This is a genomic window from Ruegeria sp. R13_0 (assembly GCF_017743995.1).
GTDB lineage: Bacteria > Pseudomonadota > Alphaproteobacteria > Rhodobacterales > Rhodobacteraceae > Ruegeria.
The window spans coordinates 1-12,343 of the sequence record NZ_JAGHRB010000018.1; the positions used below are offsets into that span (position 1 = coordinate 1).

A 12,343-nucleotide genomic window follows, 5' to 3' on the forward strand; every position below is an offset into this window, starting at 1 on the left:
ATGCGATCAGATAGATCTATGTTGTGAAGCAAACCCATTGGCGTTGGCGCAAGCAATGTAGCGAAATGCGTGCAGTCCAGTTGCAGGAACTCGGCCGTCTATATAATGAAACCCGTAAACCAAGAATCCTCTGAAATTGGAGCTCGTTGCTCTAACGACCACCATTCCAGACAAAGAACACCTAAGTCGATGACTCAAATGTGCCGCCATAAAACACTGTAATGCCTGTCTTCTGCGCATTGCCGCCGTTAGCGCGGACTGCAGCACTCAGTAACTTTGGGCTCATCGCGGACCTCGGAGGCAGCGCGGCATGATGTGATAGAATTATCCAGTCAACGTCGGGTTGTCGTTGTGGGCGGGCATGGCGGATCGGAGGATCAACCATGGAAACCCCAAACTTACCTGCTATTCGTGCTCTTCGCCCAGCCTGGAACAAAGGGCGTATTGTAGGTCAAAAACGCCCTCTGAAACCAAAACATGTCTGGGCGATCCGAGTGCGCCTCGAGCTTGCCGAAAACCATCGCGATCTTGCACTCTTCAACACGGCAGTCGACAGTAAGCTCCGCGGCTGCGATCTGGTGAAGATGAAGGTGGCGGATGTCATGTCATCGGGTCAGATCAAGGAACGGGCTTCAGTATTGCAAAGCAAGACACAGAAACCTGTACGCTTCGAAATATCCGAGGGCACACGTGCCTCTATTGAGAAATGGATGGAAGACGAGCTGATGGTTGGTTCCGAGTACCTTTGGCCGGGCCGATTCCACGAGCGACTACACATCTCGACGCGTCAATACGCGCGGATTGTTCGAGACTGGGTCACGTCGATCGGCCTCGAGGCAAGCGCCTATGGCACCCATTCAATGAGGAGAACCAAGGTCACTCAGATCTACAAGAAGACCGGAAACCTGCGCGCTGTTCAGCTTTTGCTAGGCCATACTAAAATGGACAGTACAGTCCGGTATCTCGGCGTCGAACTCGAGGATGCCCTAGCAATCGCCGAAGCGATAGAGATCTAACGTTAACGGGCCGCTCTTGCGGGCGGCCCGAAACTGCCGTTGACCTAAACATCTGTACGCTGCAATGCGGCCCGCCAAAGCCGCCATTCGCTGCAGCTGCGGACTCGGGTGCCCGGTGAACAAACATCCTGCTGACAAGAGCAACCATCTGTTGCACCACCGCGTAGAAAAGACTCAGGTATGAGTTCATTGCAAAAAAGCAGACTTTTTCAGCATTGTGTTTGTTTCATTCAGGCTCGCATCTCCAGGAAATCTATGGACTAGTGTGATCAAACAACTGGGAATTCAGGTTCACCACCTGCGGTAACCTAGCAAACTCCTGACATTTGCGTATGGTTCTGAATACTACCGCCTGTGAATAGCGCGATAGATGCTCTCGCAACCTTTGTCATACGGATGTTTCGGATAACCCGCAAAACGCGCGTTGACCAACCCAATTGAGAGGTGCCCAATGTCTTTCTCTAGCCGTCCGCTATTTTCCCGTCGCCGGTTTCTATACACAACAGCTGCAAGTGCAGCAGCCGTTACGCTTCACCCGTTCTCGGCTGCTGCGGCCAACAATCAGGCGCATCTTCGGGTCATGGAAACAACCGACATCCATGTCCATGTGTTCCCCTATGATTACTACGCCGACAAGCCCCGTGACACGGTGGGCCTGTCCCGCACGGCATCCATAATCAATGAAATCCGTTCTGAGGCGACGAACTCGCTTCTGGTGGATAACGGAGACTTTCTGCAAGGAAACCCGATGGGCGATTACATCGCTTATGAACGCGGCATGAAAGAGGGTGACAGCCATCCAATCATCACCGCATTCAACACGGTTGGCTATGATGCAGCCACCCTGGGCAATCACGAGTTTAACTATGGGCTGAGCTTTCTTGAGACCTCATTGGCAGGTGCGGATTTCCCAGTGGTTCTGGCCAACGTCGCAAAGGAAAAAGGCGCGAGCCCGCGCGAGGACAAGACGCTTGTCCAGCCATACGCCATTCTCGACCGCGAGATCGAAATGGGTGACGGCACAAAAAATCCGATCAAGATCGGCGTGATTGGCTTTACGCCTCCGCAGATCATGAACTGGGATCGCAAACATCTTGAGGGCAATGTCGAGGCTCGGGACATTGTTGAGACAGCCAAGGCCTATGTGCCCGAGATGCAGGAGCAGGGCTGCGACCTGATCATTGCTTTGTCGCATTCCGGAATTGGAGATGCCAACCATGAAGATGGTATGGAAAACGCGTCGGTTGTACTTGCCGGTGTTGAAGGGATCGACGCGCTGGTCACGGGTCACAACCATTTGGTCTTTCCATCGCCGACATTTGCAGACCGCCCAGGGATCGATGTTGAAAACGGGACACTTATGGGTAAACCCGCCGTCATGGGTGGGTTTTGGGGCTCGCATCTTGGCCTGCTAGATCTGCTGCTGGAACGGGACGGGAATGAATGGCGGGTGGTGACCACCACATCCGAGGCGCGACCTATCTCCCAAAGGAACGAGGACCGGTCAATCACCGCGTTGGTCGGAGATGATCAGCGTGTCCTCGACTCGGTCACGACAGATCACGACGAAACGCTGGCCTATGTTCGCCGTGCTGTTGGCAAGACCTCGGCTCCACTGCACAGCTACTTTGCGCTGGTCGCAGATGATCCCTCAGTTCAGATCGTCTCAATTGCACAGAAGTGGTATGTCGAAGAGATGCTGAAAGGCACCGACCATGAAGGCCTGCCGATCCTGTCTGCGGCAGCACCTTTCAAGGCTGGTGGCCGCGGTGGCCCGGAATACTACACCGATGTTCCCGTTGGTGACGTTGCTATCAAAAACGTCGCCGATCTGTATCTCTATCCGAACACAGTGCGAGCGGTGCGCGTGAACGGTGCGCAGGTCAGGGGCTGGTTGGAACGGTCGGCAGGAATGTTCAATCAGGTCGCAGCGGGATCAAAAGACGCGATCCTGCTGAATCCGGAATTCCCGTCCTACAACTTCGACGTCATGGATGGTGTGACATATGAAATTGACCTGTCCCAGCCCTCGCGCTTCGGACCCAAAGGCGAAGAGATTAATCCTAATGCAGCGCGGATTGTGAATCTTTTGCACAACAGCGAACCGATTACCGATGACATGGAGTTCATTATCGCCACCAACAACTATCGTGCATCAGGTGGTGGATCCTTCCCCGGAGCGTTAGGTGATACAATCGTATTTGAAGCCCCGGATACCAACCGCGACGTCATTGTGCGCTACATCGTCGAGCAGGGTACAATAGATCCAAAAGCAGATGCCAACTGGTCTTTTGCTCCGCTCGCGGACACGACGGTGTTGTTCGAGACAGGCCCAAAGGCGCGGGACTATATGGGCGACGTCAAGGGCGTCACCATTGAAGACGCCGGAGAAGGCGCCGACGGATTCGCAGCCTTCAGGATCAAGCTCTGACTCAATATGAGCTCGAAAAACGCCCGCCACAATTTAAATCCGGTGGCGGGCGTATGTCTGTTGTCTCCGGCCCAAACCAGTCATTCACCGGCCGGTCACGATGCTGCGGTCGCAGCCCCCATAGCGGACATTGGCCTTCGCGCGCAATTCTCAGAGCTTTTTGATGACCAGATCGCGCACCAAGAAGTCATCCGAACTAAGCAATTCCACTTGCATGCAGCACGAATTCAACCCGCTCATCCACGGATACCCTTGGTAAAACCAAAACCTCGTAGCCAAGTTCATTCAACGCACTTTCTGTGCGATGATACTCCTCTACCGCAGCTTGAAAATCATGTTTGCGTACAGCGTCACTTTCGAAAATCTCTTTCCAAGGTGGAAACAAAAATACTGGCGACGAGTAGACACGAGCATCGCCAATTGTTTCACCGAGCGATGGTCCGCGGGAATATTCTAACGCGACCGCCGCATCAATGAGACCCCTGTCAAAAAACACTGGACCGCAATGTAGTTGAGCCGCCTCTAAATCAGACCGAGCGATTTCGATGGCCCGCATTGCGAATGCGTTCATATCGATCCATGGCAGGGCTTTGCTGTCACCGGCAATCTCTTCCTCGACGATACGCCGACCCGGTTCCAATACAGTCGAGAAACCGCGCTTGCTCAAAGCGTCAAGGAGCGTGGATTTTCCACCGCCTGAGCAACCCGTCAGCAATATGAACTTGTTTCTCAAAGTCCGAACCTCTTCATATGTTCAATTCATGATCTACTTTGAAAACGAAGCAGTTTTTCAGTCTATGATATGGCTTCAGTTGAACCTACGACAGTAGAGCCCGCGGAAGCTGGGAATTTGCTTCGCTCAAATCCAAATCTGTAAAATCGAAATCAACAGAAGCAGAGCCATTGCGCCGTTGAACATATGCCAGTGCCAGTCAGTACGCAGAAAATTTGCGACGAACCCTCCTGCCAAAACCCAAAGCGACAGCGAAACATACGCGCACACCAAAAACACAGCGGCAAGAATGCAGCCAAGCAACAAGGGATCTGAGACCAAGTTGGAGAAAGACGAAGCGACTCCCACCGCCATCGCCCAGGCCTTTGGATTGACAAGCAACAGCGCCGCTCCGACGAGGAAACTCATGGGTTGTGTCTCGCTTAAACGCGCGGCCGAGGGAGAACCGGCAAATCCAATTTTCAGTGCCAGCCAGACAAGGTACGCTGACCCGATTGCTTTGATAGCAGAACTCAGAAAAGGCGTGGATTGCAGCGTGGCCGCAAGACTGGTTCCGGACACGGCCACCAGCAGCGCGAGTGCAATGGCGATACCCAAAATCAAAGGCAGGCTTTGCCGATAACCAAACCGCGCGCCAGAAGCTGTTGCAAGCGCTGTTGCCCCGCCGGGGGAGCCGGTGGCGATCAGCGCGAAAACTATAAGGGCCCAAATCTGATCCGGCATGTGTCATCCAGGTCAACGGACCGCAGTAACTTCGATTTCAACGAGAAGATCTGGTGCTGCGAGGGCAGCAACCACCAGCGGAGTCACCGCTGGCGGATGTCCCTGGTTCCAACGGGCCTGACGCAGTTTGGAAAGCTCGGGCAGGAAAACCGCGTCGGTGACATAGTAAACAACGCGCAGAATGTCGGACGTATCCAGATCGCCGTCTTTGAGAAGTGCTTCAACGTTGTCCATCGCCTGATGGCATTGCTGCTCGAATCCTGTATGGGTTTTGCCATCCGGAGAGACGCCGATTTGCCCTGACAAAAATAAAAACGACTGCGGAGCAGTGATTTGAGTGCCATGCACATAGATACCTTGATACTGTTGCGGTACAGCGCGCAGCGAGGCAGGAGCCAATCGTGTAATCATCTGAGTTCCCTTGCGTGTTCGCAATGTTGCCACCGAGAACTTGGACCAAGTCGAAAATCAGCGCCAACAAAACATCAGGGCCTGACATCAATGGGCTTTTCGCTTTCAGCTCTGATCGGTAATACTGACGATCCGACCGTCTTCGACGCGAAACGCAGATGCACCTCGGAATCGAAGCTGCTGCCCTGCTTTCCAGCCGTTGGGCAAATCAGCCGAAACAACCGCTGAATAGTCGATCTCAACCAAGGTGACGGTCCCAACCGTTATCATGTTTGTCACCGTTTGCTGACGGGATTTGAACGCTTGCACTCCGGCAGAGGCCAGATCGGAAAAAGCCTGTTTACCGGACGTTTCCATTGTGACGTCTCCGTCGACGATGTTTCGAAACGCCACGTCGTCAGAAAGGCACGCGACCATGCCGGCCACATCCATCCGGTTGTAAGCCGCGATGTAGGCTGCAATTACTTCGGGAAGGTCACTCATACTATGTCTCGCGCAGTGCCGGACACCCGTACCGAGTTACCTTTAACATCATCCAACGACACATGGATCAAGGATGGGCTGCCCATGTCTTCACCCTGGCGGATCGTGAATTCACCCCCATGTGGCCAGTTGCTATCACGCAAATACCCTGCAAAGGCTGCAGCTGCCGCGCCCGTTGCCGGGTCTTCCAGAACACCCCCCGAAGCGAATGCATTGCGCGCAATGAATGTCTGATCGGTTTCTATGAAGACGAGCATGACAGTGACCAGATTATGATCGCGCATCACTTGCCGGCCCTTGTCGAGATCATATGACATGGCGGCCAATCGGGTTCGACTCTTTAGCGGCAGTACGACATGATCAGCACCACCATGGATATGAGCCGGGGCTAGGCGTGGATCAAGGTCATCCACGGTCAGATCAAAGAGCGCCAGGATCTCGCGCGCTTCAGTGTCTGCCAGTGCGCGGCTCTTGGTCGGTGGTGATGACAGGGTAGCCACCACGCCGTCGGGTGTCGTGTTCGTGTCTACCGTGATCGTGGCATCGTTCAGGGCCAGTGAATAAGTTCCAGCCCCACTGTGTCGCCCGAGCGCGGCGCCCAAGGCAATTGTCGCATGGCCACAAAATGGAACCTCAGATTCAGGGGAGAAATAACGAACGCGCCAATTCTTTCCTCCGTCATCCTGCGCGACGGCAAACGCAGTCTCTGAATACCCGACCTCAGCTGCGACCCGAGCCATTTCCTCGGTACTTGTATCGCTATCCAATAGCACGACACCCGCCGGATTTCCGCCTTCCGCTCCTTGGCTAAATGCCGCTATACGTTGGATATCCATGTTTGTCTCCTTGGTTCTGCTTGTGGCAAATTATCGGAAGGAACTGGGTTCTGTCCCAGTATAGGCGAAGGGAATTTCTGAAAATTTCTTTCACAACGTTGCCCAGTTCTCTAAACTTCCTTCATGTCGAAAGAACTGGATCAAACAGACTGCCGAATCGTAGAGCTTCTCGATTCCTATGGCCGTACCAGCCTCGCTGATATTGGAAAGAACGTAGGTCTTTCCGGCCCCGCCGTCGGAGAACGCCTGCGCCACCTTCAGGAAAGCGGATACGTCACGGGCTTTGGTGCCCGGATCGATTTGAGACGTTTTGGTTATTCAATCCAGGCTCTGGTCAGGATCAAACCAAGAAGTGGGCAGCTTCACATTGTAGAGAAGATGATCGAGGAGCAGCCTCGCTTTATGTCATGTGACAGGGTCACTGGCGACGATTGTTATGTCGCGCGGTTGCTTTTGAAAGAGATCAGCGAACTCGACGATATCCTTCTGCCCTTCCACGACCGGGCCGAGACCAACACGTCCATCGTAAAATCTTCGGTTTTCGAGCACAGATTGCCGCCCCTCGACCAGCCCTAGGCCTCGGAACGGCTTTTGGAATCTAGGATCGCCAGTCCTTGGTCTTTGCTTCCAGCCATTTCCTGAACCGCCGTATCTTTTGCGAATTTCGGTGGCTCTCGGGGTAGACAAGCCAATAGCCTGATCCATCTTCACAAGTCAGATCGAAAGGTTGGATCAACCGCCCGCTTGCAAGCTCATCCTTGAAAAACGCAGGGGTCAGCATTGCGACACCCTGACCTGACATGGCGGCGTTGGCTTCCAATACCTGCGGGCCGAAATGTTGGCGAACCTCATCTGACAGTTCCGGCCTTTCCAATCCCGCCTCTGCGATCCAGCGTTTCCACCAGGGATCGGAGGGTGACAGAATGTGAAGGCTCATTAGATCCTTAGGGTCATGAACGCCGCCTATGCTTTCAGCCAGATCCTTGCTCAACATTGGGGTGAAGCGGGTTTGAATTAGCAAATGACTCGAAAGCCCGCGCCAATTACCTTTGCCGCCGCGAATGGCGACGTCGAAACCGCTGGAGTTAAAATCAGTCAGGGTTTCACTAACTTCTACCCGCACCGCTATGTTGGGATTTTCCACCTGAAATCCCCCCAGGTGCCGCGCAAGAAAATTGGTGGCAAAAGTTGGAATGACACTGATTGCAAGCGTTTCCTGAGAAACGCCTTTAGCCTCGTCAAACGCGTCACTTAGAACGTTGAGCGCTTCGGTCGCCTTTTCCGCGAAACCAACTCCAATATCTGTCAGAGATACTCCGCGTGCCTCGCGACGGAAGAGTGGTGCGCCAACCCGTTCCTCAAGGATCTTGATCTGATAGCTGACAGCAGCCTGGGTCATCCCAAGCTTGTCCGCCGCAACCGTGAAGTTTTTGCTCCTCGCGGCCTCCTCAAAAACCCGAATTGCAGCCAATGGCGGTAGATCACCTCGGGAAGCCATTCAATCTCCTTATGCTCTTTGGCTCTGTTTTGTTTGTTTTAAGCTCATTCAAACGGTCAAACGTATGGCAGTCATCAATTCAACGAATGTGAGGACCATATGAAACTGCTCGCGTGTTTTCAAAACTTTCTGACTCGGGATACTGTAACCTACCGGGACAAAACTGTTCACCTAGGCGAGTTTCAACACTGGTCGGGCCACATGAAAAGAGACATTGGCATGGATTACCCAGCGCCACCGGAAAGGTGTTACTTTCAAAGATCATCCTGGTAATGAGAAATCGTCGCAAAGCCAGAAAAGTTGGTTCAACTTCTCACAATTGGACAATTTATGGACCCAATGATCGTATCGGCTGAGCACATCACACTCGAGGATTTGCGCCTAGCCATGAACAGCGCGTTTTCGGACTACGCCGTTCCAATGCAACTGACCCGGCAGTCATTTGCATTCATGTTGAAGCAAAGGGGATTTGATCGCCAAGTCTCGCGTATTGCGCTTGTTGAAGGGCAAATTGCTGCCATCTGGTTGGTATCCCTGCGCGGTCGCCACAGCTACCTAGTTGCCAGTGGTACGGATCCCATGTTCCGGCGGCTGGGAATGGCACGGAGACTGGCGGAGGACAGCATCGCACATCTCCGAAAGAGGCACACCGTCAGTCTCCAGACTGAGGTATTGGTCGAGAACGGCAAAGCATATGAACTATACGCATCACTTGGAATGAACACTGCGCGGACGTTGCAGTGTTTCGACATTCCATTCCGGCCGAGTTTCGATGCTCCGATCATGGCGCGAAAGGTGCCCTGGAGGGAGATTCAGAGCGACGTCATCGCTATGATCGAATTGGAACCCTCCTGGCAAAACGACATCGCGTCCTTAAGCGCCGTAGCGGATGAAGGGCAGTGCTGGGCCATATCCGATTGCCATGGTCTGGTGGCTTATGCGGTCCTTTTGCCAACAAACAATACCCTTGCCCAAATTTGCGTTCGCAAAGACCGAAGACAGGAAGGGATCGGCAGTTCATTGCTCCATACATGTCAAGCTGGCGATACGCTTCGCTTGCTTAACGTCGACGTCACATCAACAGAATTCCAGTCGTTTCTTGGAAGTGTCGGAGCCGTGGCAACCGTCCGTCAATTCGAATTAACGATGGAATTATGAGTTCAGGAGCACACGAATGCCCAAAAGCGAGATTTTTCGCCCGATTTCAGAGCGTGTTTTGGCTAGTGATTGGGGCGTTCTAACCAAATACGAATTCGATTTGCGTCGTCAGAATGGCGAATGGCAGCGCCAAACGCGAGAAGCCTATGACCGTGGCAACGGGGCGACTTGCCTATTGCACAACCCGGATACAGATCAAGTATTGCTCACGCGTCAGTTCCGATTGCCAGTTTTCCTGAATGGCGGGCTTGATGGGTTCATCGAAACCCCTGCTGGTCTGCTGGATGGCATTCAGGCCGATGAGCGGATGCGTAAAGAACTTGAAGAAGAAACCGGCTATCAGATCAACAAACTGATTCACTTGTTTGACGTCTATATGAGCCCTGGCTCGGTCACAGAGTATCTGTCATTCTTCAAAGGCACCTATTCAGCCTCAAATCAAACTGGCAACGGTGGAGGTTCTTTCGACGAAGGGGAAGATATTGAGGTTTTACACGTTCCATTATCGGACGCGATGCAGATGATTACCGAGGGCGAAATTCGGGATGCAAAGACGATTATACTTCTTCAGCATCTGACGCTCGAAAAACTGACGGGCACTGGCGACAATTGAGAACACTCCTCTGTTGTGAATCCAAAACCAAAAGTCCCGAGACGGAAAATTCGAGCGCTGCGAAACTTCACGATGGCTCACTCCAGAATATAAGCTGGCTCCCAGAGCTCTATTGGATTTCCTTCCGGATCATTGAGCCATGCGAATTTGCCATTCGGATAAGGCGAATCTGGATCTCGGCGGACTTCCACACTCTTGGATTCGAGCTGTGCGATCATTCTTTCGATGGGCATTGCCAACTTGTATTCGCGTCGTGAACTGACTAGGCCTCACGCATGAATGTGCCGTCCAAGATGCCTTGCATGAAGGGTTTTCGTTTTCCGCTTATGCCGTCTGGGTCTATCATAGGTTTTGCGACAGAACCTTGGCAACGTTACCGGTAGAGGCTGCGGAGTTTTGGCACGTCGATGTTGACGATCCCACCGAACTCGATAAGCGGGTAGTTTGAGTATCGTCCACGGGTCTCTGTTAGCGCTGATCCGAGCCAACGTATAGCGGCTTGTTTTGATGACGCACATTACCCTTTTCAGGTCGGAAATCTGACTTGCAGCTCCAACGTGCTCAAATCCTTATGACCAATCGCTGGCGAAGTTCTGATTGTCGACCCTAATTCTCTTGGAACCTGTATTCCAAATTGCCATCGATATTATCTACGCCTCGGATACCGGTTGAAGACCTAACCCAGGAACCATCGATCCGTTGACATTCTGCCATCAATCTCGCACCGGCCTTCCCACCTTTTGAGACAGAAATATCCCTGCAAGTCTTGTAGAAGGTGCCGGTTTTTCTTCCCGAACTATGCCGCAAAGTTCCATCGATGTTTTCGATACCGCGCAGAGCAACTGAGCTGAAAACAGTTGCACCGATCCTTGTCTTGCACTCCGCTGTTAGATCAGGTGCGCGATAGCCTAGATTGGAACAGGTTTCCTGAAAGGTTGAGGCCCTATGCTCGGAAGCAAGCGCAGTTCCTGCCAAGGGTATCGATATGACCAATGCTAAAACTGCAAACGTCTTTGTCATGGATTCTCTCCCGAAGATCAAAGAGATAAATTCCTTCGAACATCTCTCCGAATGATTGACCGATACGCGCATCGAATATGTTACATCATAGCGTCTCAAACAGGTTTCAAAAAGTGAAAGCACAACTCGGAGGGCGTTGATGTTCAGAACTGGTCTTGTTGTTTCTTTCCTGAGTTTGATCGTCATAACGATCAATCCGGTCAGTGGGCACGCTCAAAGCTTTGACTGCACGAAAGCAACAACCGCTATCGAAATGCAGATATGCAGCGATCCGAACGCTGGGCGGCTGGATAGCGAACTTGCATCGGTTTACGACTCGCTGTCATCGTCGCTATCCGACACCCAACGTGCGCACCTTCGTGACGTCCAGCGGCAGTGGCTCAAGGAGCGCGATGCCTGTGACCCAAATACCGTCTGCGTGGTCAATAGCTATCTGGAACGACTCGAAAAACTGGATCAGGACTATAGCGTGTTCGCTGGCTGGTCTGGGAGGTTTGAAAATTGGTCTGGGCTTGAAGTATCTACGACCAGCAAAGACCAACGAGATTATGAGATAACCATTTCCGGCGCCGGGCAGAACTGGACGTGTGAAGCCAGCCTCTCAGCAAATGAAGACGACTCCGGATCGAGCTTGGTAATTGCTCAGGATGACAAGAGCACGAGACTGCAATCAGCCGGGACTGGTTTTTGGGCCCCTGCTGCGTTTGATGAACTTGTCAAAAGCCAAGGACTGTGCGGCGCCTCTGCACCCAGCATTAACGGGTTCTTTGTTCGAACAAGTCAGACGGAACAGAAACCAAGGTTCGACCGTAAACCATTCATACACCCTCGGATCGTCCAGGAATTGTCGACATGGTTGAGCGACACAGGCGATCAGGTCGTCGCAATCAACCTAACCGCGTCACAAAACAGCAACCGGTTTGCCGGTGATGTCAAAATCCAGCCGGATGCGAAGCAAGGATCGCCTTGGGTATCTTCGACAACCGGAGATGACACCTATGCATATCGGTTCATCGGCAAAATGACGAACGGCGTCCATGTTTTGGTAACGCGTCAATCATCGACGGATGGATCTGGAGTGTTCCCCACGATCATGTTGCTGTCGCGTACCGAAGATCATGGGATCAAAGCCGATTGGGCCGCAGGTGAAATCAAACCCGGTGCGTCGCGCAATCTCTTGGTCAAGCGTGGCGAGCTTGTCGTCGGCGCCGATTGGAATGGCGAGGTTAAGGTAGACGGAAACCGACTGTTCATTGGCCGCGACCAATCTGGGACTACGTCTGCGAAGAATGGTGGTTGGCTCAGGTTCCGTGCGCCGCATGCAATGAGTGAATAATTGTGTGGAAGCATTATTCAACAATCCTCCCGAGCTTGGGGTGCAGACATAACCTCAAGTGTATTCTGCCTATCCCGCCCGAAAC

At 52.8% G+C, this 12,343-nt stretch carries 13 protein-coding genes; 6 read left to right on the forward strand and 7 right to left on the reverse strand.

The genetic code is table 11. The features are described 5' to 3' along the window. The first annotated feature begins 383 nt into the window (after nucleotides 1–383). Both J7394_RS19300 and J7394_RS19305 read left to right on the forward strand, forming a co-directional pair. Nucleotides 384–1,016, forward strand: coding sequence for a tyrosine-type recombinase/integrase (locus tag J7394_RS19300; RefSeq protein ID WP_209255488.1), 633 nt, complete (start codon nucleotides 384–386; stop codon nucleotides 1,014–1,016). Nucleotides 1,017–1,467: 451 nt separating this feature from the next. Next, nucleotides 1,468–3,447, forward strand: a complete 1,980-nt coding sequence (locus J7394_RS19305; protein ID WP_209255490.1) for a bifunctional 2',3'-cyclic-nucleotide 2'-phosphodiesterase/3'-nucleotidase — start codon at nucleotides 1,468–1,470, stop codon at nucleotides 3,445–3,447. Nucleotides 3,448–3,643: 196 nt separating this feature from the next. Here the strand turns inward: J7394_RS19305 and J7394_RS19310 are convergent, their stop codons facing one another. The 5 genes from J7394_RS19310 to J7394_RS19330 all read right to left on the reverse strand — a co-directional run bounded on the left by J7394_RS19310 (nucleotide 3,644) and on the right by J7394_RS19330 (nucleotide 6,633). Continuing rightward, complete coding sequence (locus J7394_RS19310) at nucleotides 3,644–4,180, reverse strand: AAA family ATPase (protein ID WP_209255492.1); 537 nt, start codon at nucleotides 4,178–4,180, stop codon at nucleotides 3,644–3,646. Nucleotides 4,181–4,306: 126 nt separating this feature from the next. Beyond that, nucleotides 4,307–4,903, reverse strand: coding sequence for a LysE family translocator (locus J7394_RS19315; RefSeq protein ID WP_209255494.1), 597 nt, complete (start codon nucleotides 4,901–4,903; stop codon nucleotides 4,307–4,309). Between the two features lie 12 nt (nucleotides 4,904–4,915). Further along, nucleotides 4,916–5,314 (reverse strand): RidA family protein, encoded by a 399-nt coding sequence (locus tag J7394_RS19320; RefSeq protein ID WP_209255495.1) that lies wholly within the window; start codon nucleotides 5,312–5,314, stop codon nucleotides 4,916–4,918. 105 nt (nucleotides 5,315–5,419) lie between these two features. Beyond that, nucleotides 5,420–5,797: a nuclear transport factor 2 family protein gene (locus tag J7394_RS19325; RefSeq protein ID WP_209255496.1), complete on the reverse strand. Its 378-nt coding sequence runs from the start codon at nucleotides 5,795–5,797 to the stop codon at nucleotides 5,420–5,422. Beyond that, a complete protein-coding gene (locus J7394_RS19330; RefSeq protein ID WP_209255497.1) occupies nucleotides 5,794–6,633 on the reverse strand; it encodes a PhzF family phenazine biosynthesis protein in 840 nt (279 codons plus the stop codon). The genes J7394_RS19325 and J7394_RS19330 overlap by 4 nt, the downstream gene beginning before the upstream one ends. A 123-nt stretch (nucleotides 6,634–6,756) precedes the next feature. Between J7394_RS19330 and J7394_RS19335 the strand changes: the two genes are divergently transcribed. Beyond that, nucleotides 6,757–7,209 carry an Lrp/AsnC family transcriptional regulator gene (locus J7394_RS19335; protein ID WP_209255499.1) on the forward strand — a complete coding sequence of 151 codons (453 nt, stop codon included), beginning with the start codon at nucleotides 6,757–6,759 and terminating at the stop codon, nucleotides 7,207–7,209. A 22-nt stretch (nucleotides 7,210–7,231) separates the two neighbouring features. Here the strand turns inward: J7394_RS19335 and J7394_RS19340 are convergent, their stop codons facing one another. After that, the gene (locus tag J7394_RS19340; RefSeq protein ID WP_209255501.1) at nucleotides 7,232–8,131 is read right to left on the reverse strand and encodes a LysR substrate-binding domain-containing protein; all 900 of its coding nucleotides are present in this window, start codon (nucleotides 8,129–8,131) and stop codon (nucleotides 7,232–7,234) included. Nucleotides 8,132–8,461: 330 nt separating this feature from the next. Between J7394_RS19340 and J7394_RS19345 the strand changes: the two genes are divergently transcribed. Both J7394_RS19345 and J7394_RS19350 read left to right on the forward strand, forming a co-directional pair. Then, complete coding sequence (locus J7394_RS19345; RefSeq protein WP_209255503.1) at nucleotides 8,462–9,289, forward strand: GNAT family N-acetyltransferase; 828 nt, start codon at nucleotides 8,462–8,464, stop codon at nucleotides 9,287–9,289. A 16-nt stretch (nucleotides 9,290–9,305) separates the two neighbouring features. Then, on the forward strand, nucleotides 9,306–9,902 hold the full coding sequence (locus J7394_RS19350) for an NUDIX domain-containing protein (RefSeq protein ID WP_209255505.1): 597 nt from the start codon (nucleotides 9,306–9,308) through the stop codon (nucleotides 9,900–9,902). A gap of 606 nt (nucleotides 9,903–10,508) precedes the next feature. On the opposite strand, the gene J7394_RS19355 is transcribed toward J7394_RS19350, so the two are convergent. Then, on the reverse strand, nucleotides 10,509–10,922 hold the full coding sequence (locus J7394_RS19355; protein WP_209255507.1) for a CVNH domain-containing protein: 414 nt from the start codon (nucleotides 10,920–10,922) through the stop codon (nucleotides 10,509–10,511). Nucleotides 10,923–11,061: 139 nt separating this feature from the next. Between J7394_RS19355 and J7394_RS19360 the strand changes: the two genes are divergently transcribed. Continuing rightward, nucleotides 11,062–12,258, forward strand: a complete 1,197-nt coding sequence (locus J7394_RS19360; RefSeq protein ID WP_209255509.1) for a lysozyme inhibitor LprI family protein — start codon at nucleotides 11,062–11,064, stop codon at nucleotides 12,256–12,258. Nucleotides 12,259–12,343 lie beyond the last annotated feature (85 nt).

Coding starts and splice junctions, on each gene's coding strand:
- J7394_RS19300 (WP_209255488.1), top strand. CDS start 384: ATGGAAACCCCAAACTTACCTGCTATTCGTGCTCTTCGCCCAGCCTGG.
- J7394_RS19305 (WP_209255490.1), top strand. CDS start 1,468: ATGTCTTTCTCTAGCCGTCCGCTATTTTCCCGTCGCCGGTTTCTATAC.
- J7394_RS19315 (WP_209255494.1), bottom strand. CDS start 4,903: ATGCCGGATCAGATTTGGGCCCTTATAGTTTTCGCGCTGATCGCCACC.
- J7394_RS19320 (WP_209255495.1), bottom strand. CDS start 5,314: ATGATTACACGATTGGCTCCTGCCTCGCTGCGCGCTGTACCGCAACAG.
- J7394_RS19325 (WP_209255496.1), bottom strand. CDS start 5,797: ATGAGTGACCTTCCCGAAGTAATTGCAGCCTACATCGCGGCTTACAAC.
- J7394_RS19330 (WP_209255497.1), bottom strand. CDS start 6,633: ATGGATATCCAACGTATAGCGGCATTTAGCCAAGGAGCGGAAGGCGGA.
- J7394_RS19335 (WP_209255499.1), top strand. CDS start 6,757: ATGTCGAAAGAACTGGATCAAACAGACTGCCGAATCGTAGAGCTTCTC.
- J7394_RS19340 (WP_209255501.1), bottom strand. CDS start 8,131: ATGGCTTCCCGAGGTGATCTACCGCCATTGGCTGCAATTCGGGTTTTT.
- J7394_RS19345 (WP_209255503.1), top strand. CDS start 8,462: ATGGACCCAATGATCGTATCGGCTGAGCACATCACACTCGAGGATTTG.
- J7394_RS19350 (WP_209255505.1), top strand. CDS start 9,306: ATGCCCAAAAGCGAGATTTTTCGCCCGATTTCAGAGCGTGTTTTGGCT.
- J7394_RS19355 (WP_209255507.1), bottom strand. CDS start 10,922: ATGACAAAGACGTTTGCAGTTTTAGCATTGGTCATATCGATACCCTTG.
- J7394_RS19360 (WP_209255509.1), top strand. CDS start 11,062: ATGTTCAGAACTGGTCTTGTTGTTTCTTTCCTGAGTTTGATCGTCATA.